Source organism: Desulforamulus reducens MI-1 (assembly GCF_000016165.1).
In the GTDB taxonomy this organism is placed as follows: domain Bacteria; phylum Bacillota; class Desulfotomaculia; order Desulfotomaculales; family Desulfotomaculaceae; genus Desulfotomaculum; species Desulfotomaculum reducens.
Genome location: NC_009253.1, coordinates 3,139,791 through 3,163,787, shown reverse-complemented (window position 1 = coordinate 3,163,787; position 23,997 = coordinate 3,139,791). Strand labels below are relative to the sequence as shown.

Annotated in this window: 29 protein-coding genes; 15 read left to right on the top strand and 14 right to left on the bottom strand. The window is 41.8% G+C overall.

Annotated elements, in window-relative coordinates:
* Positions 1-192: 192 nt before the first annotated feature.
* Entirely contained in the window at positions 193-495 is a 303-nt protein-coding gene (locus DRED_RS15540) for a YmaF family protein (RefSeq protein WP_198006963.1), read from the top strand.
* A gap of 18 nt (positions 496-513) precedes the next feature.
* Here DRED_RS15540 and DRED_RS15535 read toward each other — a convergent pair whose 3' ends face one another.
* A complete protein-coding gene (locus tag DRED_RS15535; protein ID WP_011879216.1) occupies positions 514-1,092 on the bottom strand; it encodes a hypothetical protein in 579 nt (192 codons plus the stop codon).
* A gap of 150 nt (positions 1,093-1,242) precedes the next feature.
* Positions 1,243-1,536 carry a hypothetical protein gene (locus DRED_RS15530; RefSeq protein WP_011879215.1) on the bottom strand — a complete coding sequence of 98 codons (294 nt, stop codon included), beginning with the start codon at positions 1,534-1,536 and terminating at the stop codon, positions 1,243-1,245.
* Between the two features lie 176 nt (positions 1,537-1,712).
* On the opposite strand from DRED_RS15530, the gene DRED_RS15525 reads away from it, so the two are divergent.
* Together DRED_RS15525 and DRED_RS15520 are read left to right on the top strand one after the other, a co-directional pair.
* Positions 1,713-2,276 (top strand): 5' nucleotidase, NT5C type, encoded by a 564-nt coding sequence (locus DRED_RS15525; protein WP_011879214.1) that lies wholly within the window; start codon positions 1,713-1,715, stop codon positions 2,274-2,276.
* Positions 2,277-2,501: 225 nt separating this feature from the next.
* A complete protein-coding gene (locus DRED_RS15520; protein WP_011879213.1) occupies positions 2,502-4,919 on the top strand; it encodes an S-layer homology domain-containing protein in 2,418 nt (805 codons plus the stop codon).
* 127 nt (positions 4,920-5,046) lie between these two features.
* On the opposite strand, the gene DRED_RS15515 is transcribed toward DRED_RS15520, so the two are convergent.
* A complete protein-coding gene (locus DRED_RS15515) occupies positions 5,047-5,310 on the bottom strand; it encodes a ribbon-helix-helix domain-containing protein (RefSeq protein WP_011879212.1) in 264 nt (87 codons plus the stop codon).
* Positions 5,311-5,521: 211 nt separating this feature from the next.
* Between DRED_RS15515 and DRED_RS15510 the strand changes: the two genes are divergently transcribed.
* Entirely contained in the window at positions 5,522-5,830 is a 309-nt protein-coding gene (locus DRED_RS15510; RefSeq protein ID WP_011879211.1) for a helix-turn-helix domain-containing protein, read from the top strand.
* A 369-nt stretch (positions 5,831-6,199) separates the two neighbouring features.
* Here DRED_RS15510 and DRED_RS15505 read toward each other — a convergent pair whose 3' ends face one another.
* The 9 genes from DRED_RS15505 to DRED_RS15465 form a co-directional block, all read right to left on the bottom strand.
* Complete coding sequence (locus DRED_RS15505) at positions 6,200-6,490, bottom strand: zinc-ribbon domain containing protein (RefSeq protein ID WP_011879210.1); 291 nt, start codon at positions 6,488-6,490, stop codon at positions 6,200-6,202.
* Between the two features lie 175 nt (positions 6,491-6,665).
* The gene (locus DRED_RS15500; protein WP_011879209.1) at positions 6,666-7,613 is read right to left on the bottom strand and encodes an NAD(P)H-dependent flavin oxidoreductase; all 948 of its coding nucleotides are present in this window, start codon (positions 7,611-7,613) and stop codon (positions 6,666-6,668) included.
* 146 nt (positions 7,614-7,759) lie between these two features.
* A complete protein-coding gene (locus tag DRED_RS15495) occupies positions 7,760-9,199 on the bottom strand; it encodes a TrkH family potassium uptake protein (RefSeq protein ID WP_011879208.1) in 1,440 nt (479 codons plus the stop codon).
* A gap of 2 nt (positions 9,200-9,201) precedes the next feature.
* Complete coding sequence (trkA, locus tag DRED_RS15490) at positions 9,202-10,551, bottom strand: Trk system potassium transporter TrkA (RefSeq protein ID WP_011879207.1); 1,350 nt, start codon at positions 10,549-10,551, stop codon at positions 9,202-9,204.
* A 144-nt stretch (positions 10,552-10,695) separates the two neighbouring features.
* Positions 10,696-11,148, bottom strand: a complete 453-nt coding sequence (locus DRED_RS15485; RefSeq protein WP_156779683.1) for a YhcN/YlaJ family sporulation lipoprotein — start codon at positions 11,146-11,148, stop codon at positions 10,696-10,698.
* Positions 11,149-11,280: 132 nt separating this feature from the next.
* Positions 11,281-11,853, bottom strand: a complete 573-nt coding sequence (locus DRED_RS15480; protein ID WP_011879205.1) for a manganese catalase family protein — start codon at positions 11,851-11,853, stop codon at positions 11,281-11,283.
* Positions 11,854-11,871: 18 nt separating this feature from the next.
* Positions 11,872-12,147, bottom strand: coding sequence for a spore coat protein CotJB (locus tag DRED_RS15475; protein WP_041274673.1), 276 nt, complete (start codon positions 12,145-12,147; stop codon positions 11,872-11,874).
* A 15-nt stretch (positions 12,148-12,162) separates the two neighbouring features.
* Positions 12,163-12,462, bottom strand: a complete 300-nt coding sequence (locus DRED_RS15470) for a spore coat associated protein CotJA (protein ID WP_011879203.1) — start codon at positions 12,460-12,462, stop codon at positions 12,163-12,165.
* Positions 12,463-12,698: 236 nt separating this feature from the next.
* Positions 12,699-13,775, bottom strand: coding sequence for an aminotransferase-like domain-containing protein (locus tag DRED_RS15465; RefSeq protein ID WP_011879202.1), 1,077 nt, complete (start codon positions 13,773-13,775; stop codon positions 12,699-12,701).
* 52 nt (positions 13,776-13,827) lie between these two features.
* On the opposite strand from DRED_RS15465, the gene DRED_RS15460 reads away from it, so the two are divergent.
* Positions 13,828-14,850: an aminotransferase-like domain-containing protein gene (locus DRED_RS15460; protein ID WP_011879201.1), complete on the top strand. Its 1,023-nt coding sequence runs from the start codon at positions 13,828-13,830 to the stop codon at positions 14,848-14,850.
* Positions 14,851-14,896: 46 nt separating this feature from the next.
* On the opposite strand, the gene DRED_RS19630 is transcribed toward DRED_RS15460, so the two are convergent.
* Positions 14,897-15,739 (bottom strand): methyl-accepting chemotaxis protein, encoded by an 843-nt coding sequence (locus tag DRED_RS19630; RefSeq protein WP_337998939.1) that lies wholly within the window; start codon positions 15,737-15,739, stop codon positions 14,897-14,899.
* Between the two features lie 201 nt (positions 15,740-15,940).
* On the opposite strand from DRED_RS19630, the gene DRED_RS15450 reads away from it, so the two are divergent.
* The 4 genes from DRED_RS15450 to DRED_RS15435 all read left to right on the top strand — a co-directional run bounded on the left by DRED_RS15450 (position 15,941) and on the right by DRED_RS15435 (position 20,459).
* A complete protein-coding gene (locus DRED_RS15450) occupies positions 15,941-17,395 on the top strand; it encodes an IS1380-like element ISDre3 family transposase (protein WP_011876820.1) in 1,455 nt (484 codons plus the stop codon).
* 420 nt (positions 17,396-17,815) lie between these two features.
* Complete coding sequence (locus DRED_RS15445; protein WP_011879199.1) at positions 17,816-19,249, top strand: glucose-6-phosphate isomerase; 1,434 nt, start codon at positions 17,816-17,818, stop codon at positions 19,247-19,249.
* 108 nt (positions 19,250-19,357) lie between these two features.
* Positions 19,358-19,690: a hypothetical protein gene (locus tag DRED_RS15440; RefSeq protein WP_011879198.1), complete on the top strand. Its 333-nt coding sequence runs from the start codon at positions 19,358-19,360 to the stop codon at positions 19,688-19,690.
* A gap of 121 nt (positions 19,691-19,811) precedes the next feature.
* Positions 19,812-20,459, top strand: a complete 648-nt coding sequence (locus DRED_RS15435; RefSeq protein ID WP_011879197.1) for a rhomboid family intramembrane serine protease — start codon at positions 19,812-19,814, stop codon at positions 20,457-20,459.
* 41 nt (positions 20,460-20,500) lie between these two features.
* Here DRED_RS15435 and DRED_RS18405 read toward each other — a convergent pair whose 3' ends face one another.
* A complete protein-coding gene (locus DRED_RS18405; protein WP_011879196.1) occupies positions 20,501-20,836 on the bottom strand; it encodes a YmaF family protein in 336 nt (111 codons plus the stop codon).
* A 186-nt stretch (positions 20,837-21,022) separates the two neighbouring features.
* On the opposite strand from DRED_RS18405, the gene DRED_RS15430 reads away from it, so the two are divergent.
* The 6 genes from DRED_RS15430 (at position 21,023) to DRED_RS15405 (ending at position 23,974) form a co-directional block, all read left to right on the top strand.
* On the top strand, positions 21,023-21,478 hold the full coding sequence (locus DRED_RS15430) for an N-acetyltransferase (protein ID WP_011879195.1): 456 nt from the start codon (positions 21,023-21,025) through the stop codon (positions 21,476-21,478).
* A gap of 16 nt (positions 21,479-21,494) precedes the next feature.
* Positions 21,495-21,869, top strand: a complete 375-nt coding sequence (locus DRED_RS15425; protein ID WP_011879194.1) for a zinc ribbon domain-containing protein — start codon at positions 21,495-21,497, stop codon at positions 21,867-21,869.
* Positions 21,870-21,999: 130 nt separating this feature from the next.
* Positions 22,000-22,515 carry an acetolactate synthase small subunit gene (gene ilvN / locus DRED_RS15420; RefSeq protein WP_011879193.1) on the top strand — a complete coding sequence of 172 codons (516 nt, stop codon included), beginning with the start codon at positions 22,000-22,002 and terminating at the stop codon, positions 22,513-22,515.
* Between the two features lie 64 nt (positions 22,516-22,579).
* Positions 22,580-22,855 (top strand): CopG family ribbon-helix-helix protein, encoded by a 276-nt coding sequence (locus DRED_RS15415; RefSeq protein WP_011879192.1) that lies wholly within the window; start codon positions 22,580-22,582, stop codon positions 22,853-22,855.
* A 7-nt stretch (positions 22,856-22,862) separates the two neighbouring features.
* Entirely contained in the window at positions 22,863-23,213 is a 351-nt protein-coding gene (locus tag DRED_RS15410) for a type II toxin-antitoxin system PemK/MazF family toxin (protein ID WP_011879191.1), read from the top strand.
* A 59-nt stretch (positions 23,214-23,272) separates the two neighbouring features.
* Positions 23,273-23,974, top strand: a complete 702-nt coding sequence (locus DRED_RS15405) for a gamma-glutamyl-gamma-aminobutyrate hydrolase family protein (protein WP_011879190.1) — start codon at positions 23,273-23,275, stop codon at positions 23,972-23,974.
* Positions 23,975-23,997 lie beyond the last annotated feature (23 nt).

Below are 23,997 nucleotides of genomic sequence, written 5' to 3'. Positions count from 1 at the left end.
GCAAGTAGAGTGGAATATCATAGAGGAGTATTCAAAAATCTATCAAAAAATTACATTGTATCATTTTATTGTAACAAGCTCCCGCTAGTTACATATTATGGTATCAAAGCAAGAAGGTTTCATATGAATAAATATGAAAAAGAATACTTTGATAACATAATGGATGGTGTAAAGGATTCTTGTACGAAGGGTATGACCCCTTCCGTACAGACACATGTGCATGAGTTTTTAGGCAGCACCCAATTAGCAGTACAAGGTGAGTTAAGGCATAATCATCGTTTTGCCGGTGTAACCAGTGAGGAAATCCCCAAAGGCGACAGCCATGTGCATGCAATTCTAGTGAATACGGATTTCTTTTTCAACCACTTCCATGAACTTGGGGTTGAAACCGGGCCAGCCATCCCTGTTGGGAACGACGATTTAATGAAGCAAAACAGAAAGAGTTATTTGATAGATACTGTCATAGTTGATAAAACAAAACACCGAGCGGTTTGATACCGCCCGGGTTTTGTTTTATCTTGGGTTTTGGGCAATTTGTGAACCTGTGAAAGTAATGGGGCCAATTACATTGGCCTGCCCGCCCACAGGGAGTTCAGCCGTGACGAAATAAGGCACTGTGGGGGCACAATGGCAAAGGTCATCTTCGCAAGGATTATGAACCTTTTTGGCAAAGGGTAAATCAACATGTGTAAAGGTTGTGGTTTGGAAATTTTCCTCTGTGGCATTGGCACTTTGTCGACAGCTAAAAATCATTTCCCCTGCCATAGGGTTCCCTCGAAAGATTTTGAATAATACATCCACCTTGTCAGCTTGCCGTCCTTCGCCATTGGCATTTGAGATTGCTTCCCAACCTACTGTACAGGTTAAGCAAACTCGATCACATTCATCATCTATACAAAGTACATTTTCACCTGTTAACGAAGCAATGGTTGTGGGCGTTGTGTTAAGTGGAAGTGAAATTGCACCGCTAGTATTGCTGGGCTCCAGAGTAAAGGCTTCAAATTCCTTTAATAGGCCACGTCTCTTAATAAATGAGGTAGAAGAGACGGTATCTTCAGTGGCCTCAGTTAATTCTTTTTCATCCTTGGTCATAAGAACAGACCCCCTTGCATTATTTATATTCTTTTATATTCTATGCAAGGTGACAGGAAATGTGAGGGTATAGTTATGTTAGTTTACATTTATGACATATTTTTACATGTTATTGCAAGCAAAAAGGGGCTGCCTGGAGCCCCTAAAATATTAAACAAAGCCTTCGTGTTTCTGAATAATACCAATGGCTTTATTAATAAGATCATCCTTTGTCTTTAATGTAAAGAAGAATCCTTGGTTAAAATCAACTTCCCCGAGTTGTTCCCCAAAACCTTCGGGGTGAAGGGTGGATGCTTCAAGAAAATCTGCACTTGTATGTCGATCTAGTCGATCCACAAAGGGAAGTTCAAAGCCTGCTTCTTGAAGTGCTTCGGCTGCACTACGGGCAGCCACTCGATCATTAAAGAAAGCATAGATGGTTCGCTCTCCAGGAGAAATGTTCATATTTTACACCTCTTATGTATTGTTTTTTTTATTATGCCCAGTAAAAAGGAAAATAGTACTTAGGGGTATAAAAATTTCCAAATTACCATCTAAGTTCTTAATTAGGATTTGACGCAGGGGAAAGTTTATCGTTATACTTCTTGATATGAATTCTCTAAAAGGGGCTGAAAGAGATCATGAGAATTGGGATAGATCTAGATGGGACCATTGCTGATAACCTTGAATTGCTTGTACAAACAATGAACCATTATTGTAGCAAGGATTTATGTGGTGAAGAAATTTATCAATACAACCTCTGTGAGGTTTATAACATAAAAGAAGAGCAATTTATTCAACTAATGGAAGAGAAGGAAGAGGAAATTATTATAAAGAGTCCGATAATTTCCTTTGCCAGTGAATCCATCCATAAACTGGTTCTGGAGGGATGGGAAGTTCATATTATTACTGCCCGAAGTCCCAGATATCAAGGGGCTACAGAGAAGTGGTTGCAGGAGAAGGAAATACCTTTCACCGGGCTGCATCTGTTAGATTCCCATAATAAATTGGAAATTTGCCAGCAGCTTGGTGTAAAGTTGATGGTTGAGGATAATATTCATAATGCTTACCAATTAAATGGGGGAGGGATTCCCATAATCTTGTTTGATGCTCCCCACAACCGACATTGGCCATGGCAGGGAATTCGATGCAAATCCTGGCAAGAAATTTATAGCTTCGTAAAAAATCATAGGTTCTGTCCCTAAACCGACCCAAGGTGTGTCGGTTTTTTATCCTTCCATAGTTAGTATTATTTTTCAGGCATTCCTTAGCATAATGGTATTTATTTTCCATTTTTGGTACAGGAATTATGTTTTTTGTAACGAAATGATTAGATAGACAGTCATAAATATAAAAACATGTTGGTCCAGTCGGATACCTGTCGTGCCCCCCAATAGGCATCCGCCTGGTCCAACCAAGGAGGTATTATCTTGAAAGGGAGAAGACACCTATTCGTATTGATCTTAGTTTTTTCCTTGTTAACCAGCACCTATGCCTGGGCGGCATCCTCGCACCTTTATAGGGATACCACAGGCAAGTGGTGGGAACAATCTGTGGCGGAATGCAGTGCTGCGGACTTGGTAGGCGGCAGGGGACAGGGTATATTTGACCCCAAGGCGCCCGTTTCCCAGTTGGAAGTCATTGTTTTTCTAAACCGTGCCATGGGACATCGAGCAGAGGCAGACAACTATAGTATGTCTGCGGGTGGCTATAACTTCCCAAAGGATTTTCCCGAATGGGCTAAAAAGAATGTAGCCTTTGCGGCTGATAAGGGCTACATATCAAAGGCTGGAATTCCCAGTATGAAGCCTAAGAATTCAGCCAGTAGGGCAGAGGTAGCAGTACTTTTTGCCAATGCTTTAAAATTAAGTGCGGATGGTTACCAGCTAAATTTTAAAGACAAGTCTAAAATTCCTTCCAGTCTGCAGTCCTATGTGGCTGCTGCTGTGAAGCATGGCGTTATGTCGGGCCGTCCGGATAATACCTTTGATCCCAATGCCAGTGTAACAAGGGCTGAAATGGCGGCCATTATTTCCCGATTGTTTGAAAATGGCAAGATTAACCCCAATGCCGGCAAATATTATATGGCTAAACTGACACAAGTTGATGCAACGGGTCAGAAAATCACTGTCTTAAAGGGTGGCCAGACGGTCACGCTGAATTTACAGGCTGATTCCCTTTACTACTGGGATGGTAAGAAAATTTCGGCAGGGTCTTTAAAGGTAAATGAAAATATAAGGGTAGTTATTGATGCCACAGGTAAAGTGGTCTACATAGCTAATACCAAGTCAAACCAGAGTAACGGGACTGTATCTGTTACTACAACCTATACGGGTACTATTAAGGGATTAATAAGTGGCAATCAGTGGATGTTATCATTCCAACCAGATACAGGAACATTGAACTCTTATCCTCTGTTAGGCTCTGTAAGCATTACACAAAGTGGTGCAACAAAGGATTTAACTGCTTTAACCAGCGGTGCTCGGGCTGAAATAAAAGTAACCGGTGGCAGTGTTACAGAAATTAAGCTCCTTAGCAGTGTATCTACAGATAACGGACGCAAGGGCTACGTGGTTAACATGTATTTAGATTACTTTACGGTTCGCTATGATGATGGCACCAGTGAAGAAATTGATAAAAGAAATGTCAGCACAACGTTTCTTCAAATGTCCAGGGGTCAGAGGGTTTCCATTGGGAAGGTTGGCAGTATCGTATCCAGTATTGTACCCTTGAATGAAACTAAAAAGGTCTTTGGTGATGTTATTAGGATTAGCTCATCGGATATTACCATTGAAGATGGGGATGGTTATGAGCGCACTTATTCTTTAGCCAGTGGTTATAGGATAAAGGATAAGGATGGAGATTCCCTGGACAGGGATGAGGTAGAAAAGGAAGAATTTGTAGAAATAGAACTGAACAGCAAGGATGAAGCAACCACCATACGATTAACAGAAGGAGGGGGCTCCTCCTCTGCTATCCAAGGTGAAGTTACCGAACTTGACACTTCTGGGTCCTTAGAGATTACCATTGAGAAAACCAATGGTGACGATAAGTCCTATGATGTGGACGACGATGTGGATGTTTATGATGACGGAAAACGCAAAGATTTTGATGATATTCGTAAAGGAGATTATGTTAAGTTAAAGTTAGACAAGAATGATGACGTAACCAGAATCGATATTTTGGATGTTGAGATTGTTAAGGGAAAGGTTACCGAAGTAGATGACTCGGGTAGTTGGGGAATCACCATTGAGAATTCAAGTGGCAAAGAGAAAACCTATGATGTATCTAAAAATGTGGATGTCTATGAAGGAAGTAAAAGCAGGAAATTTGATCAAATTGATAAGAAAGATTATGTAAAGTTAATTTTTGATAATGATGATGATGAGGTAATTACCATCATAATTACTGATGATGATTCCAGTGGTGATTATGAAGGAACCATTACCAAACTGGATGACGATGAAATCACCATCAAGGGTAAAAGTACGAAAACCTATGATCTAGCCAGGAATGTTAAAATCCAAAGGGATGGGAAGGATCTGTATGTAGACGAAGTCCTCATTGGCTCGGAATGTGAAGTCACCATTGATGATGACGAAGTGGAAAAGATCAAGATAACCGATGATGAAGATATTGAAATTGAGGGAGAGCTTTATAGTGCCAGTTCCTCGTATATCTATCTAAAACAAGATAATGGCAAGCACAAGCTTTATTTTGCCGATAATGCAGATTTAGAAGATGATGATGGGGATGATATTGACGAAGATGATCTGGATGACTATGAAGGAAAAGATGTAGAAATTGAACTCAGAGATGGAAAAATTAAATCCTTGGAAGTGAAATAATAAAGAAGGAAGGGCACCTTAGGGTATGCCCTTCCTCTATTATTTGCATATTAGCCTATTATGCTACTTGGAGGCCATTGAAAAATGACAACTTTATTAAAATTTCGTGCGCTATAGGGTTATGTATTTAGCGTTTGTAGCCGCCAATGTCCAGCAGGGAATCAAAATAATCTAGATCTGATAGAATAATATCGCTGCTTTCTTCTGGGGATACTGCTTTTTTGTTGTCAGAAACCATAACATTGGACATATCTTTTTTGATAAGTAAACGAATGTATTGGCTACGGTTGGTTTCTTCAAAGGAACTTTTGTTTATTTGTGTGATTTTTTTATCCAAATATTCAATTAGGTCTTCAGGAATACTAATGGTTATCGTTTTATGTCTACGCATTCTGACGCCTCCTTTTCTGGTTTTGTTGACCCAGTGTAAACTAAAGTAGGTTTTCTAATGGTATATCTTATGTAAGGTTGTCAGGATGAAATAACCTAAATTGGCAAAATAGTTATAAAAATAACAGTAAAATTTTTAGAAAATTTACCACTCATACCTATGGAACATAAACAAATAATATAATTAGGATTTTGAAAGGAGGCATCACCAAGTGTATAGCTCAAAGGAATTAGGCCTCAAAGTTAAGAAGGCTCGGGAACAAAGATCCAAAAGAAGTGGACAGGACTTTACCCAAAAAATGCTTGCCTTTAAGATAGGTGAAACCTCAAAATGGGTTCAAAAGTTGGAAAAAGGACAGTTTTACCCCGAATGGGACGCATTAAATCTCATAGCGGATACCTGTGGTGTATCAATTCAATTCTTAATTGATGAAGATTTTGAGGATGAAGTGGATTATGAAGAGGCTGTAAAAGGTGGTCAAATTGCCAGAACCATAAGTGAAGAAGACCTGTACGTTTAATGTTTGAAAAAAGACTAATAGGTGTTGAGCTTGTTGATCAAATCTACCTATTAGTAATTTCATTCTTCGTTCGCCCAAAGTCTCCCTATTGAACATTGCAAGAACTTGTTGTGGACGAAAATAGGAAGCTATCCTCTGACCATCCTTAGTCAGCTTAAGCTTTTGTACCCACAGGGCCCAGACCGACATCCTTGTGAGCTCACCTATTTTCGCCACCGCAACTTCGTTAAGCGCTGTTTCCACTGCTCCAAAAGTCGCTCAATCTAGATAAAGAAAGTTTCTACCTACTCTTTTACCAGCCTGAAGGTCTAACAGGCATTTTTTAAAATAAAAAACCGAATGCCAGTATGCATTCGGTCAACTAATTCACTATTGTCTTACACGATTAAAGCAGTCACGGCAGTAAACCGGTTTGGTACCACTGGGCTGGAAGGGTACCTGAGTAGTACAACCACATTCGTCACAAACAGCTTCAAACATTTGACGCTGGGGACGATATCCATCGTTTCCTTGCATCCGTTGCTTGCGTGCTGCACGGCAAGAAGGGCAACGGGAAGGGTCATTTTGGAATCCTTTTTCAGCAAAGAATTCTTGCTCACGAGCAGAAAAAACAAATTCTGCACCACAATCACGGCATGTTAAGGTTCTGTCGGAAAACACCAAATATCTCCTCCGAATAATAGACTCCCTAAAGTTTCGTGCCAACCATTTGAACTACCGATACCCTTACACCGATCCATTTTTTCGGGAGGAGATAGCCTAGTTAGCGAAATAAAACTTAGAGGTACCTTAAGTATACCTCCCATAAAGAGAAAAATCAATCAATTCTTACAGACTAGGCTTGTTGGAATTCTGTAATTAATCGATCAAAAATGGCCTTAACTGGTAAAATATCTTTTATCTTATGAACATTTTGACCGCAGAACACAAGACCTTCGTCGATATTACCGTCACGACTGTTGGTAAGGGCTTTCATAATGCAGAAGGACTTAGAACAATGTTTTAAACAGGAAACGCATTTTTTAGGTTTTGGAGCATCATTACTAAAAATACGGGAAACAAGATTATTTTTTAAAGCCCTACCAGGTAAGCCAACTGGGCTCAAAATTTCAACCACATCTTCGGCAGAGGAATTTAAATAGTGTTTCTTAAAGGCATCGGACACGGCACATTCTACACTGAGGACAAAGCGGGTTGCCATTTGAACTCCATCAGCACCCATACGAATAACTTCTGCAATTCCTTTGCCGTCTATGATACCACCGGCTGCAATCACAGGGATTTTTACAGCCTTTCTTATTTCCGGTAAAATATCTTTAATAGAACGATCAGTACCCAGGTGCCCCCCGGCTTCAGTACCCTCAGCCACCACCGCTGCGGCACCTAGTTTCTCAGCCAATTTTGCAACCTTTGCTGAAGAAACAATGGATACAATTGGTGTATTGGATTCTTTTCCCCAGCCAAAGATATCCCTGGAGAAACCTGCACCGGTAAAGATCATATCTATCTTTTCCTCCATGGCCGTGTGCACAATTTTAGAGAATTCTTTGGCTGCATACATTATATTAATACCAATGATACCATTCGGGGCAATTCTACGAGCCTCACGGATCTCATCACGAAGTTCCTGTTCTTCCATGCCAGTGGCACCAATAACACCAATCCCACCAGCTGCAGCTACTGCACCTGCCAGTGGCGCCGTTGAAACCCGAACTGCCATACCTCCCTGGATGATGGGGTATTTTGGAGTAAATTTACCAATTGTTAGGGTAGGGAATTTCAATTTTCTTGCTCCTTCCTTAAATGCCTAAAACTTAACAACTTATTTTATTAAAGCAAAAAATGTGCTAATTTGCAAATACAATATACTTTGAAATAATTTTATGTCATAGACGTTTTTGTTTCTAGTATTTACCTTATTAGAATATTTTAACGCCAAAACCGCACACTGAAAACCAGTAAAACAGTATATATTTCCAAACGGCCAATTAACATGAGAAAGGTTAGTATAATCTTTCCGAGATCCGGTAGGGCTGCATAGTTGGACATAGGACCTACCAAACCCAAGCCAGGGCCAATATTGCTAAGGGTTGCCACTGTGGCAGAAGCAGCGGATATTAAATCCAAGCCCAGAGCTGTCATAATCCCAGTTCCCACAGCAAAAATCAAAATATAAAGGGTAAAAAAAGTATGGGCCGATTCAATAACTTCATTGGAGGCTACAAACGTTCCTAAACGAACAGGAATAACGGCCTTTGGATGGATAAGTCGCATTAATTGTCGGGAAAATGTTTTAATGAGAATCAAGATACGCCCCACCTTTAAGCCACCGCTTGTGGAACCAGCACAGCCACCGCAAAACATTAGTAGAAGCAGTATAAACTTACTAAAGGAGGGCCATTGTTCAAAATCTGCAGTGGCAAAGCCAGTTGTTGTAATAATGGTGGCCACCTGAAAGGCAGCTTCCCGTAGGGCTTTGCCCGCAGTATAATCCAGATCATGGATTAGATTTAACATAATGGCAAGGCAACTCAAAGCAATAATTCCGAGATAAAACTTAGTTTCAGTATCTTTATACAGAGTCTTAAAATTGCCACGCAGGACGCTGTAGTGCAAAGAAAAGTTTATACCACAAATCAACATGAAAAAAATAATAATCAGTTCCACAGATAGGCTTTGAAAGTGCCCCACACTGCTATTGTAATTAGAAAATCCACCGGTGGCCACCGAGCCAAAGGTATGAATAGCGGAGTCGAACCAAGTTAACCCTGCCAGTTTTAAAGCCACTAATTGCGTCAAAGTAATAATAAGATATACCTTATAGAGTTGCCGGGATGTTTGGGCGATTCTAGGCAACACTTTACTTTTGGTGGGTCCAGGTACTTCCGCTTTAAACATTTGCAAACCGGCAATGTTTAAAGATGGGATCAAGGCCAGTGTCAGAACAATGATCCCCATGCCGCCCAGCCAGTGGGTAAAGCTACGCCAGAAAAGGATACTTTTGGGTAAGGCTTCAACATCGGAGATAACGGAGGCACCGGTTGTGGTGAAGCCAGACATGGTTTCAAATAGAGCATCCACATAGCTTGGCACTGCTCCCGCAATGGTAAATGGAAGGGCGCCGAAAATGGCCAGTAATAACCAACCGAAGGTTGCAATGGCAAATCCTTCTCGGTAACCTACGTTCTTGCTCCGAATTGGGATAAGGTATAAGACAAAACCGATCAGACCTGTTACTCCGATACTTGCGAGAAAGGGGTTCAGGTTAGTTCCATCATAATAAACGCCAATAAAAAGACTTGGGACCATGGCTGCTGCCTCAAACAACAAAACCAGGCCCATTGTCTTTAAAACAAGATGGATATGCAACTCTATTTTCCTCCTACACCGAATAACTTTTCTATGGTGTTTAAGGTATGACCCATGGCGAAAACAACAATGCGGTCATCTGCCAAAATCTTTTCTGTACCTTCTGGAATAATGGCTATGCCGTCCCTTAAAATGGCACCAACAATGATATTTCTAGGCAAACCGCATTTAGCCAAAGGTTTTCCGATAATACGGCTGCTGGCTGGTACAATTAACTCCGCCACTTCTGCCTTGCCGTTTAAAAGCATCACCAGTGATAATAATCTACCACCCTGTATAAACCGAACAATTTCAGATGCAGTGATCAGACGGGGACTGACCGCTGCGTCGACGCCTAGAGTTTCAACAATGGGAGCATAACTGGCACGGCTTACCTTGGCCACCACCATTTTAGCCCCCATTTGCTTTGCTAACAAAGATATTAATAAATTTTCCTCATCTAAACCGGTAACGGCTACAAACCCATCGGTTTCTTCAATGCCCTCCCGTTTCAACAAATCTACATCGGTGCCATCCCCATTTAATATCAAAGCATCGGGTAATCGCTCGGCCAACTCATGACATCTACTGTAATCTTGTTCAATAACCTTTACAGACATACCCAAGGAACAAAGCTTATTTGCTAGGTAATAGCCTAAGCGCCCACCACCCAGAATGATTACACTGTGCATTTTTTTCTGGCGGCGTTTTTTGACCTTGGATACCAGATGATCAATACTGCTGGGTAGTCCTAATATATAGAGGGTATCACCGGGTAAGATCGTGTCCATCCCACCGGGAACAATCATATCACCACGACGCGAGATGGCTACAATCAAGCAAGACGGGGGCATTTTCAAATCTTTAATGCGTTTGTTAATAAAATGGGTCATGTTCTCGTCAGTGGTAATATCAGCTAACTGGACTTTACCCTGCCCAAAGGGTTCTGTATGAACAGGCAATGCCATTGTTAACATGCGAACAATTTCTCGGGCTGCTGCAAATTCAGGATTCACAATTAGATCCAAGCCCAGGTCTTCCCTGGAAAAGGATGAGTCCATTGCATAGTGTGGGTCACGTACCCGAACAATGGATTTTTTAATACCAAGTTTTTTTCCTGTTATTCCTGCAATGATGTTAACTTCATCACTGTTAGTTACAGCCAATAACAAGTCACTATCAACGACATAAGGGTCCCGTAGCACCTGAGCGGTGGCGCCGTTCCCCTTCAATATCATAACATCCAGTTGTTCTTCAACCTTAGATAGTTTAGTATCATCTTTGTCCACCACCAGAATATCATGGCCTTCCTCATAAAGACGACGGGCAGTTTCAAAGCCTACTTTACCAGCACCGATTATAGTAATTTTCATAATATTGGCCAAACCTCCGGCAGTAAAATATATATATTACTGTAATACTGTATAAAATGACAAAAATCAAGGATTATTTTTTAAAAATAATAAAATAACCATTTAAAAGAGATAATCCCCTGATTAGATCAAGGGATTACAAAATTATTCCTTTGTTGGGGTAATGCGACGAACAATTTCATTGAGTTCGGCACCAAAGCTGGAGACAGGTTTTCCATTGGTAATACCCTCTGAAATGTTACGAATTCGAGTGACGGTATTGGCATCAGTGGCTACCCTTACATCATTGATTTGGCCATCGGCATTTCTAAGACGTTGCCCAACCTCACCTTTTATCCGTGTAATTTCTGCTTTTTTGGTGTCTTTATCTGTGTCCAAACCTACCACAGCCATATTCCCGGATACAACCACATAGGCTTTTTTTACACCTTCCACCTGGGTTGCTTCTCTGGCTAATGTTTCAGCCTGACGGTTTTCTTGCGTAACTTTATCTTTGGTATTATTGACCTCGGGTTTACGGGCTGCGGTGCAACCGGCAGCTACAATGGCCACAAGCAAAATACATAATAAAAGGGTCATTCTTTTACTAATCTTCAATCCTTCACCTCCTTTCATTACAGTTATTATTCCAAGTACAAGGGTTCTTATAACAATTAAAGAAATAATAAGGGCCACCGATTTGGTGACCTCAGACTGTAAAAAATATCCCATGTTTTGTATTATTTACCCTTAGTAATATTTTTTCTGTTTAACGTATTCCTGCACATCCATCAAAGTTTCACCGAAGCGCTGGAAGTGAACAACTTCTCTTTCGCGGAGCCAGCGTAGGACGTTGGTTACTTCAGGGTCATCAGATAGTCTAATCAGATTCTCATAAACTGCCCGGGCCTTTTGCTCAGCTGCTAAATTTTCATGCAGGTCGGCAACCGGATCTCCAGTGGCGGAAACATAGGCGGCAACCCATGGAACACCGGAGGCATTCTCCCACCAGAGGGCCTTGTCATGATCTGCATAATGACCACCCCAGCCGGCAGCCTTAATTTGTTCAGGGGAAGCCCCTTCTAGCAATTTATAAACGGTGGTGGCTACGATTTCCATATGAGCCAGTTCCTCAGTGCCGATATCCGTTAAAACACCTTTAGCCTTATTAGTAGGCATACTGTAACGCATATTTAAATATCTTAGTGCGGCGGATAGCTCACCCTCAGGCCCGCCATATTGGGTAATAATATAGGAAGCCAAGCGAGGATTAGGACCGCAAACCCTCACCGGTATTTCAAGTTTCTTTTCATAGACCCACATACTCACAAATCCTTTCCTTTAATATTTAATATCCCAGGGCCAGGGGGTCTCCACCCATCTCCAGTAATTTCCTACATTGGGTGAGAAACCATAATTACACAGTGGACCGTACATTTGCTCATAAGATTTTTTGCATTGCATCAATTGCTGGTGAACTTGATTAAATTGTGTGAGTGCTTCCTGGCAATCTGGGTGAGTATCTAAGAAAAGGTTTAATTCAACACCGGCAAATTCCAACTGCATGATTTGCATAAGAATTTGATGTTGAGGCATGGCGTTAGTATTAGCATCCATAGTAGTCACCTCCGTCTATTTGTGAGGATAAAGATAGGGCTTATATAATTCGGGGTATAAAGTACCCACTTCCAATGCTTTCCTAAGATCATACTGGGGACCTCCACAGGGTTGTATGGGTACATAGGCCTGAGCCAGTTCCATCCCTGGATAGGGAACGCCAGGACAATAACCAGGCTGGGTTCCCGGCATGGGCGGATAGGGAGGGTTTATACCTGGTTGACCAGGATAGACCATACCCTGTTGACCTGTCATTGGCCCCATAGGAGCAGCCTGAGCTTTCGTCTGGTCAATTTTTTTGTCTTCCTTGGACATATGCATACCTCCAAACTCTTTTGTTGGCAGATCAGAAAGATAAAGCTTTCTGAAATACACAAGGGGAACTAAGGCTGTCACCAGTGCTCTGGTGTCTTTAGGGTAGGGTGTCAGCCTAGCGTTCTTTAAGGGATCTTCTTTACCACATTATGTAAGAATATAGATAAATGTTACATATATAGAAAAATATACGGAGCTGTTTCATAATAGAAAATTACAGCTCCGTTGCAATAAGGCTATACAATTGGTTTTAAAAAGCTTTCAGATATTTTCCTGGGAGTTTTACTTTTTTGTAGAATTTCTAATGCCTTTGCTAAACGCTTTACTCCTTCAACCAACACCGGTTCGGGCTGACTGGCAAAACAAAGGCGAAATTCATTTTCCTCTGTTGGCCGGGCATTAAAGGCTTGGCCAGGGACAAAGAAAACCCCACATTTAGTTGCTTCTTGCAATAATCTACCAGAGGTAATCGTTCCTTTCAATTTGCACCAAAGATAAAATCCACCACCGGGTACATTAAAATGAACATTATTTTCTAAATAGCGTCGAATGGCTTTGACAAGGCTATCCCGACGTTTTTTATATTCAGATCGAATAAAGTTTAAATGATCTTCAAAGTATCCCTGTTCCAGGTAGAAGTTGATAAGCCACTGGGAGAAGTTATTGCTGTGAAGGTCAACATACTGTTTCTCAAGGGCCAAACGATGAATGAGGGCTGAGTGACCCGTAAGAAAACCAACACGTAACCCAGGGATTAAGGTCTTAGAAAAAGTTCCTATATAAACGACCCCCTCAAAGGAATCCATGGATTTGATAGGCAAAGGAGGCTTCTCTTCGTAATAAAGTTGACTGTACGGATCGTCCTCAACAATAACCAGACGATGCCTCCTGGCAAGAAGTAAAAGCTCCCTTCGTTCTTGTTCCGTAAGGACTTGTCCGGTTGGATTGTTATAGGTCGATACAGTATAAAACAACTTAGGACGGTAACGAATCAGATAATCCTCCAAAATCTCCAAATTAAGTCCGGCCTCGGTGGGTAGGACCAACAGCTGGGCCCCGGAAAGAATTAAAGTTCTTTCTGGAGTTGTTTCAATTCCATTACTTGATAGCATATGGGCAATGGTTCTGCGCAGGGGTAAATACCCTTCAGTAGCGATGTAACCAAAGTCTGAGGGATTGGTTGCTGGCATATTTTCTAATATCCTTTGGAAAACATCCAAGGGGTATAAGAATGGGTCGGGCATGCCAACAGCCAATGAGATGATCTCACTGGAATGAGGGTCAGAAACCAGTTCTTTTATAATTGACGACATGGGTGTTTGAGGATAGGGTTTAAAAAGCTGGGACCAGGGGATCTGAAAGGAGTTGTTGGAAGATCATCTCCTTTGCTGGTGGTCTGCCAGCACCACAGAAGGATTTTTACCTCTTAGGGAATACATTGCTTCACAAATGCAGGCCAAAGAGATAGAGACCAAATCGGACAATATCTTAATAACAAATGGTTCCCAACAGGCATTGGATCTATTGGCCAAGTTGTTTATCAATCCCGGGGATGTGGTGTTGGTTGAAAAGCCCAGTTATCTAGGGGCACTTCAAGTATTTAGAAGCTACCAAGCACGTTTTATTGATGTTCCTACGGATGATGAGGGAATTAATATAGAGGCACTGGATATTGCGATTAAAAAGCATCACCCAAAGCTTATATACGTAACCCCTACCTTTAAAAATCCCACGGGTGTAACGTTGAGCAAAGAAAGATGTCGTTCTGTGGCTAAAATTGTGCAGGAAAATAAGGTTCCTTTAATTGAAGATGACCCTTATGGGGAACTGCGTTATTATGGAGAAGTGGTTCCTCCTATAAAATCCTTTGACGAAACTGGCTGGGTAATCTATTTGAGTACTTTCTCTAAAACCATTGCCCCGGGTCTGAGACTTGGTTGGCTTGTGGCGGAAAAAGATTTGATGGGGAAACTTGTCCTGGCAAAACAAGGAACAGATTTGCACACGGGGACTTTAGTGCAAAGAGCTGCTTATCATTACCTGATGAATTACAATGTAACAAACCATGTGGAGACAATTCGTTCGGAGTACGGACGGAGACGGGACATAATGCTGCAGGAAATGGAGAAGAATTTCCCAACCAATGTTTCCTGGACGAAGCCAGAGGGGGGAATGTTCTTGTGGGTGACCTTACCGGAAAATTTAGATGCAGTAAAACTTCTGTCCAGGGCCATTGAGGAGAAGGTGGCCTATGTGCCCGGTGCTCCCTTCTACGCAGATGATGCATGTCTTAATACACTGCGTTTAAATTATTCAAACGCTACGCCTGATCAAATAAAGAGCGGGATTGGGAGGTTGGCAAACTTGTTTGGTAAATTGCATGGGTAGTAAATGTAATAAACCACACATTTTCGTGTGGTTTTTGTAAAAGAGATTATTTAAAGTTTTTAGCCAACTGATCCACCTGATAGGTTATATCCGTTAATTGTGCGGATAGTTCCTCTAATGAGGCAGTCTGGGATTCAGTGACAGATACATTTTGTGTTACCGCAGTGGCAACCTGTTGAAAGATATCCTTAATTTGGGAGATAATCAGGGCGGTATCCCCTACGGATTTGGCGCTGGAGGTAGCCATCTTACGGATTTCAGTGGCTACCACCCCGAACCCTCGACCATGTTCCCCGGCCCGTGCTGCTTCAATGGCTGCGTTAAGGCCCAAGAGGTTGCTATGGATAGAAATTTCTTCAATGGCCTCCAGAATATGATTAACTTGTTCCACCTTTGAAGTGGCCACCTCGGCTACATTGGCCATAGCATGACCATTTTTTACTAAATGTTGAGCAGAGGCGGATACCTCCTCTATGGCGGCTGTGGCTTCTTCAATCCGGGCATGAACTTCAAGAACAGCCTGCTCCACTGCAAGATGATCCAGTTCACGAGTTATCCAGGATTCAACGATCTGGATGCCAATGCGGGCAATGGGTTTGGTGTGATAGGGATTGCCGGATATCCCTAGGCCCGCGATTTTATTTCCATTATAAATAATTGGCGCTGTGTAGCCAGGTTTAACACCAGTGAGGTGTTGGCAATCCTCCTCAGTAATAAAAGCTTCCTCAATTTCCCCAGCCAGAAGTTTTTTAGCACCTTCGTGTACCGTTCCTAGTCTTTCTGGCTGAGTGGTCGCAATGATGACACCACCTTGACCCATGATATGGACATTCTCACCGGTCTCGGTGGCAATCATTTTTACCACTTGGGGGCCGATTTGTTCTAAGATGATATAAATACTTTCAATTGATTCATCAACTTTTTCTTTAACTTGGATTCGGAAAGTAACTTTTAGAAATCCTCTAACGTCAAGGCTTCAAAGTCATTTTTACGTGTAAAAATTTTAGCAAAAAAAAGGGTACACCACTCCTTAGCTGGAAATGTTTTAGTGACCAAACCAAATCATTCCAAAGGATGGTGACCCTCTAAAATGATGGTATCACAACTTATTACCACAAATCAACTTGAAACTATGTCCCGTCAACAACGACGTAACTTGGAACGCAAATACCAAAAGAAATTAAATTCCCTACAACACCAGACTAGCAAAAGCGATCTTCCGCTTAGGTTTGACAATTCGTCTGTAACCGCTTATGGAAGTTTTGGTATACTAGAGGCTTTTAAGAAGGCTGTTGATTTACCCGGTATGCTTAAACGGGTCTCTCTTAAGCGGCATCATAACTGTAAATACTCTGATACAGAGTTGTTGGATACGATCATTGATGCCCTCTCATTGGGATTATTGCGGTTTTCTCATATGAATGCTCTACAAACTGATCCTGGGTACCAGAAAATTAAGGAAGTAACACAAGTGCCTGACGAGAGCACCTTGCGAAACTTTGTATCTCTTATATGTGAGCAGGAGGCATTAGACCAATTGTCTCTGGTGAATCAGGAACTGTTATCCTTAAAGGCCAAATGCGACCAATCCCGCGAAGTCTGGCTGGATATTGACGACAGTGTCCTCACTGTTTTCGGTAAACAGGAGGGATCAAAAGTCGGTTACAATCCCCGGTATCACGGGCGACCTTCCTACAAAGTAAAAGTAGCGTTTATCTCCGGAACTTGCGAACTGGTCAATGCTGGCTTATATAGTGGGAATGTCGCCAGTAACGGCCAATTTATGGAGTTTCTTAAAGAGACACTAGAGATCTTAGCCAACCAGAATATCCTCGTAAAAGGCATACGCATGGATAAAGGTTTTTTTGATGAAGATAACTTCGCCTACCTGGAAGAACAGGGCATTGAGTATATTTGTAAGGCTAAGCTCACCAGTAATATGAAAAAAGTCATTAAATACCTTGATGATCAGGAACGATGGCAGCCTTTGAGCAACCACTACGCTGCAGCAGAAATTACTCTTCCATTGCCTAAATGGTCCAAAGCCCGCAGGTTTGTATTTATCCGTGAAACTCAAGAACCAAAGGTATCTGGTGAGCAACTTAACTTTGACCTAAAGACATTTGATTACCAAGTGATAATTACTTCTAGCGACGAGTACAACCCAGAGGAGGTATGGCACCAATACAATAAGCGTTGCAATATTGAAAACAAAATTGATGAACTCAAGGTTGGTCTAGGCTTTGAAAAAATGAGTCAGGCAGAGTTGGATCGAAATATAGCCTTTATGTGGCTCAAAGTATTATCGTATAACATTCTCAACTGGTTTCGCTTGGTCTTATTGGATGGCAAAGACAGTCGTGCTGAAGTGCCAACTATCCGCCGCAAAATACTGAATGTACCTGGGAACATTGTAGGCAACGACCGTTACCGCCATATAAAGTTAGCCCCTAATCCCTGGCTACAAAAGGTTTTGAAAAATGCCAAGGAAAAACTACAAGAATTTCTCTGCACACAGGCATGGGTTGCAGTAAGTTCCGGTTAAACAAACATCGGACGACCTAAATATCTGGTGTCACTGATCCCCCAAAAGGGGTCTTATTAACTGTACCCTAAAACCTAGCCTTTATTGGGGTACTTAGGAGTAATACCATATTCCAGACGCCAAGAATTTCAGAGACCATAAAAACAGTGGTTTAATGCCCTAAAATTTGGTTATTTGAGGGATTAAGTCAAGCTCGGGAAGCTACTTTCCGATTTCAAGTTTAAGATTCATGGTGAGCACCTCTAATATATAATTGTATTATTTTACATAATAGCACAAAAATTTATATTTTTGGTCGAATATTGCAAACAATATATTGATTTTTGTCCAAAAAAGGGGCAAACTAACGATAATTTCTTAGCAGGAATTAATGGAATATAATGGTATTATATAGGGAGCACTTTCTAGAGGAGGTTATGAATGAACAGATACCAACAACCCCACTGGCAGGAAGAAATGAAGTTAAAGGTTGATTTTAATAATATGATGAAAGGCTTTGCTGGCCCGGTGGAAGGTTTTTCTAAGGAGGATATTGATGCCCTGGCGGTCAAGATATCAGAGGCACATCAAAACATGAAGGAGAAAAGAGCCGCCGGCGAAATGGACTGGAGAAAACTTCCCTTTGAGCAAGCAGATGTGATAAAGGATATTTTGGAAACAGCCCAAGAATTACGCACCTGGTGTGAAAACTTTGTTGTTCTGGGCATTGGCGGCTCTGCCCTGGGGCCGTTGGCAGTACAAACGGCCCTTAATCACCTGCATTATAATGAATTAGCCACAGAAAAACGTGGTGGCCCCAGACTCTATGTTTTAGACAACGTGGACCCGGAGCGGGTTGCTGCTTTGTTTGATGTGATTGACCCCAAGAAGACGGTGTTTAATGTCATTAGTAAATCAGGCAGCACCTCGGAGACCATGGCACAATTCATGATTGTTTACCAGCTACTCCGTGATAAACTGGGGAACACCTATGCCAAAAATATGATCGCTACCACTGATGCCGAGAAGGGAAACCTTATTAAAATAGCCCAGGAAGAAGGCTATAAAACCTTTATTATACCCCAGGGTGTAGGGGGACGTTTCTCAGAACTATGTCCGGTGGGATTATTGCCTGCAGCTGTATGTGGCATCGATATTACCGAATTATTGGCCGGGGCAGCCTATATGGATCAACTCTGTGAAGAAGCGGATGTTTACCGGAATCCAGCCTATATACGGTCAACCCTGCAGTATCTGGCCATGGAACGGGGAAAGAACGTATCTGTGATGATGCCCTATACGGATGCCTTGAAGTACTTTGCTGATTGGTATGCCCAGCTATGGGCAGAAAGCCTTGGTAAGCGTAAAAGTCTTACAGGAGAAGAAGTATTTGTCGGTCAAACACCCGTTAAAGCCTTGGGAACCACCGATCAACATTCACAGGTTCAGTTATATGTTGAGGGACCCTTTGATAAAGTTGTTACCTTTTTGGGTGTCAGCCGTTACCGCCAGGAGGTTGCTATACCCAAAGTCTTTAATCATATACCGGGAATCTCCTTTTTAGGGGGGCACAGTCTGGGAGATCTCATCACAGCAGAACAAATGGCCACAGAATACGCGTTAATGAAGGCCCACCGTTTGAATATGACTATTATATTGCCGGAAATTAATGCCTTTACCATTGGACAGCTTATCCAGTTGTTGGAGATAGAAACGGCCTTTACTGGGGAACTTCTAAATATCAATGCCTTTGATCAGCCGGGTGTGGAAGAAGGTAAAAATGCTACGTATGCATTGCTTGGCAGGCCGGGCTATGAAGCAAAGAAACAGGAGTTGGAAGGCCGACCTGAAAAAAAGAAGGAATTTATTATCTAAAGGACTTTATACAAAGTTTATTCATAACAAATATTGAGAATGAGCAAAGCCCCAGGGCGGTATGATAAACTAAAATGATAGTGACAAAAAGAAACGGGGGTGAATATCATGCAACGTTTGCCAGAACAAGATATTTACGTTTATAAAACACCAGGCGAGGAAGTGCATAAAATTTTGGTTGGAGATATGGATGGCAAACGCCTCAAGGCCTTCTCTAAACTGGAAACGGCAACGGGTAAAATATCTTATAAAATCTTCTCTGAAGATGCCAATCAAAATATGGAAAACCTGGTGGAAGGAGAAGGTACCCCAGAAGACTTTAAAAGGGAAGTTCAAAGAATGGGAGAGCTGTATTTGGAACCCATTGGTGAATCCTGGAGGGAAGTAGAACCAAAGTATATGAAGGAGTTTAACCCGCTAAACCCCTGCCCTAAGCATTAACAGAGACCCGCAGTGAGAACTGCGGGTCTTCTTTGGCATATTGAGAAATAGTAATAACATTGTAATAACTCAAACCATAAATTGATATATAATAATCAAAAAGTGCTGGAGGTATCCTGTTGTGATCCCGTTAAAGGACAATATTCCTTCGAGAAGATTTCCCCTTGTTACGATAATCCTGATTTTGCTGAATACCTTTGCCTGGTTGTATGAGCAATCTCTCGGTCCTTATATGGATAATCTGATCTTTGCCCTGGGTGTTACGCCGGCTGAAATATTCAAATATGGATTGCTTGGTCAGTTTTTCTTCATGACTACGGCCATGTTTTTACACGGTAGTTGGATGCATTTCCTGGGTAATATGTTGTACCTGTGGATCTTTGGGGACAATGTTGAAGACCGTATGGGTAAGTTGCGATTTTTATTGTTTTATTTGATTACTGGTTATTCCGCAACCCTGGCCCACGTTTTCTCAGATCCTACCTCCACTTCGCCGTTGATTGGTGCCAGTGGCGCCATTGCTGGTGTATTGGGTGGGTACTTTGTTTTATTCCCCCACGCCAGAGTACTTACTCTTATCCCCATTTTTGTTTTTATCCAGATCATTCATATACCGGCCCTTTATTTTTTAGGTTTTTGGTTTCTGTTACAGGTTGTTAACCAAACTTTTAGTATTCAGGGAGCACAATCAGTGGCTTTTCTGGCTCATATCGGCGGTTTTGCAGCGGGCGCCCTCCTGGTAAAATTCTTTCAAAAATATCGCTATTAATACTCATAAGAAAACCCTGTCGCTAAAAAACGGCAGGGTTATTATAAGCAAAATATTTTAGAAGAACCGGAGAAATCATGAATATGATTGTCTGCAGGACAAGGGTAAGTAGAGCCATAAATGATGTGATAATGTTCAGTTTCAGAAAGCCATATCGGAGGGCCGGTTATTCCTTTAATTTGATGATTATGCATGTAGAGAAATGAACAATGAGTAACATATATTTCATGGACATGCCCTAGATTAGCACAATGGGGTAATGGTATTTCAGGGCCGGTAACCCCAGAAAAACTATGGTAATGATTATTAATAGTTGCGGTACGTCCGATAACAAAGTGGTGATGAAATGGGATAGGATCAGCAATAATAACAGACAAAGCAACTTCCTCCTTCCTGATTCATGTTATGTAAAGGTTTAGTTTCCGGTTCCTGCCGGGAGAAATTTTTTCTCACTATTACTATGGTCAGGTGAATTTTGTTGAACCGGGCAGGTTATCTATGAAAAATAGCGAATATAATCTTATATATACTGATATATACTTTTTCCTAGAGGAGATGTAGCAGTGCTCATAAGAAAGGCAAAGATATCCGATGTTGAAGATATCCATAAACTCATTAATCATTATGCGACGGAAGGGAAAATGTTGGCTCGGGCCCGTACGACCCTTTATGAAGGTATCCGAGAATTTTCTGTAGTGGAAATGAATAACCTGGTTGTGGCCGCAGGATCCCTTCATGTGCTCTGGAGTGATTTGGCGGAAATAAGAGCACTGGCAGTTGTACCGGAATACCTCAGACAGGGGTTAGGGAAGGCCCTGGTGGAGACCTTCCTTAAAGAAGCAAAGCAACTTGATTTGCCAAGGGTATTTGCCCTAACTTATAAACCGGAATTTTTTGTGAAATGCGGGTTTCACTTAACGGATAAAGAGTCATTACCTCAAAAGGTATGGAAAGAATGTGTTAACTGCCCGCAGTTTCCCAACTGTGAGGAGAGTGCTGTCATTCTGGAATTGAAATAAAAGGAGGAGGATAAAGGTGGAATTTATTAAAAACATTAGCGAGAAGGCCAAGGATATTGGGGAGAAAGCAAAGGAAATAACCAAAAAGTCCGGTGAACTGGTGGAAGTTACCAAGATGCGTTATGAAATCAGTAAACTGGAGAAAATTATGGTTAATAACATTGAAGCAATAGGTGAACTTTATTATCGAAAGTTTAAGGGAGAAGAAGCACTGGCAGAGGAGATTGAACGTCTGTGCCAAAGTACCCAAGCTGTAGAGCAGGATATACTGAACTTTAAGGAACAGATAGATAAATTGATGCCCAAGCCACCGGTATGTCCTGCCTGCAACACTCAGTTACCCGAAGAAGGAAAATTCTGTCCTAACTGTGGCACAAAGGTTATAGAATAGCAATACCATTATTTGCATGCTATTATATACAAGGATATTGAATGGTTTTGTAGAAAAGAATAACCTTGGTCGATATAACGAGGGTGCTAAAAAGTTATCAGATGCCTTGGTGATTAAGGAGGGTTATCAAGTGAGACATAGTTTGGCCGTCCTAGTGTTAAATAAGCCCGGTGTATTAGCGAGAATTTCTGGCCTGATCAGTCGGCGTATGTTTAATATTGAAAGTATTGCAGCAGGTTATACAGAAGATCCCAATATCACCCGCATTACTTTGGTTGTTCAGGGTGATGATCATATTCTTTATCAGGTCGTAAAACAACTCAGTAAACTGGTGGATGTCATCAAAATTCATGAACTGAGTGCTTCCGAATCAATTAACAGAGAATTGGCCTTGATCAAAGTAAAGGCCAATGAACCAGGTCATCGTGCTGATATTGTTAACATTGTGGATATTTTCCGGGCCAATGTGGTTGATGTAAACAGTGAGACCATGGTTATTGAGTTAACCGGCACAGAAGAGAAGATTGATGCTCTCTGCAGTATGTTGCAGGGACATGGTATCGTGGAAATGGTGCGTACAGGTAAAATTTGCCTGGGCAGAGGTCCCAATGCTGCTAAGGATGCACCAGATAATGATTTGACATAATTTATCCAGTTTTGGGTATATATTTAACATGTATCTTTTAGTATAGAACAAGGGGGTCCGGTAGGTGTCACAAGCACAGATTAAACGAATCATGATTAGCCTACCCGACAGTCTGCTGGAGGAAGTGGACAATATCGTCGAGGAAGAAAGGGTCAATCGCAGTGAGTTTATTAGGGAGGCAATGAAGTTATATATTGCTGAGCGTAAACGACGCCTTTTAAGGGAACAAATGAAAAAAGGTTATTTAGAAATGGCTAAATTAAACCTGGCTCTGGCCATCGAATACCAGCGCATTGAAAATGTTTCCAGTGGTTACGAGCTGGCCAAAGCGGAGGGATAAAACTTTCATGCAAGTCCGGCGAGGAGATGTTTTTTACGCTGACCTCAGCCCTGTGGTCGGCTCAGAACAGGGAGGCATCAGGCCGGTGTTGATTCTGCAAAACGATATTGGGAATCAGTACAGTCCCACTACCATTATTGCTGCCATAACCTCCCAAATTGCAAAGGCAAAGTTACCTACTCACGTTGAAATCCAGGCCAAGGAAAGTGGGCTTGAGAAAGATTCTGTGGTTCTTTTGGAACAGCTTAGAACCATTGATAAAAGTAGGCTGTTTGAGAAGGTATCCTCTTTAAACAATGATTTCATGAACAAAGTGAACCGGGCCGTTGAAATTAGTCTGGGACTGGTGGAAATCTAGCAGGGTTATGAATACACTCCATATGAGGGGTGTATTTTTAATTCACAAGGAGGGAAGCTATGATTCCCATTATTGGTATTACCAGTTCCTATGATGATAAAACCGGCAGAACTTTTTTGAGCCGCGATTATATACAGGCTGTGACAGCTGCCGGAGGTTTGCCCTTAGTTTTGCCTTGTATCCTACCAGAAAGCTCGGTTCCTTTCCTGTTAGAGTTGGTTGATGGACTCATTTTGTCCGGTGGTGTTGATGTTGACCCTCTTATATTCGGGGAAGAACCACACCCCCAGATGGGAGAAATATGTCCCGAAAGGGATAAATTTGAGTTCACCTTAACCAAGCAGGCCCTCGGGCAGGATTTGCCAATACTGGCCATTTGTCGCGGCGTTCAGATGCTCAATATTGTTGCCGGAGGCAGTATACTTCAAGATATTGGAGCCACGGTTCAATGTCCTGTAAAGCATAGCCAGGAAGCACCTAGGTGGTATGGTACACACACCATCAACATTTTGCCAGAAAGTCGGTTAGCAAAGATTTGGGGCAAAAAAATGGTTGTTAATTCCTATCATCACCAGGCTGTGGGAACAGTGGGGAAAGGTTTTATTGTCAGTGCCTGGTCTGTGGACGGTGTTGTGGAGGGAATGGAGAGTACAACCCATTCCTTTGTTCTGGGAGTACAGTGTCATCCGGAATGCATGTGGGAAAAAGACACGGTTATTTTCCAGTTATTTAGAGAGTTTGTTCAAGCTGCAAAAAAATAACTAGTTAACTATTATGGAGGGTA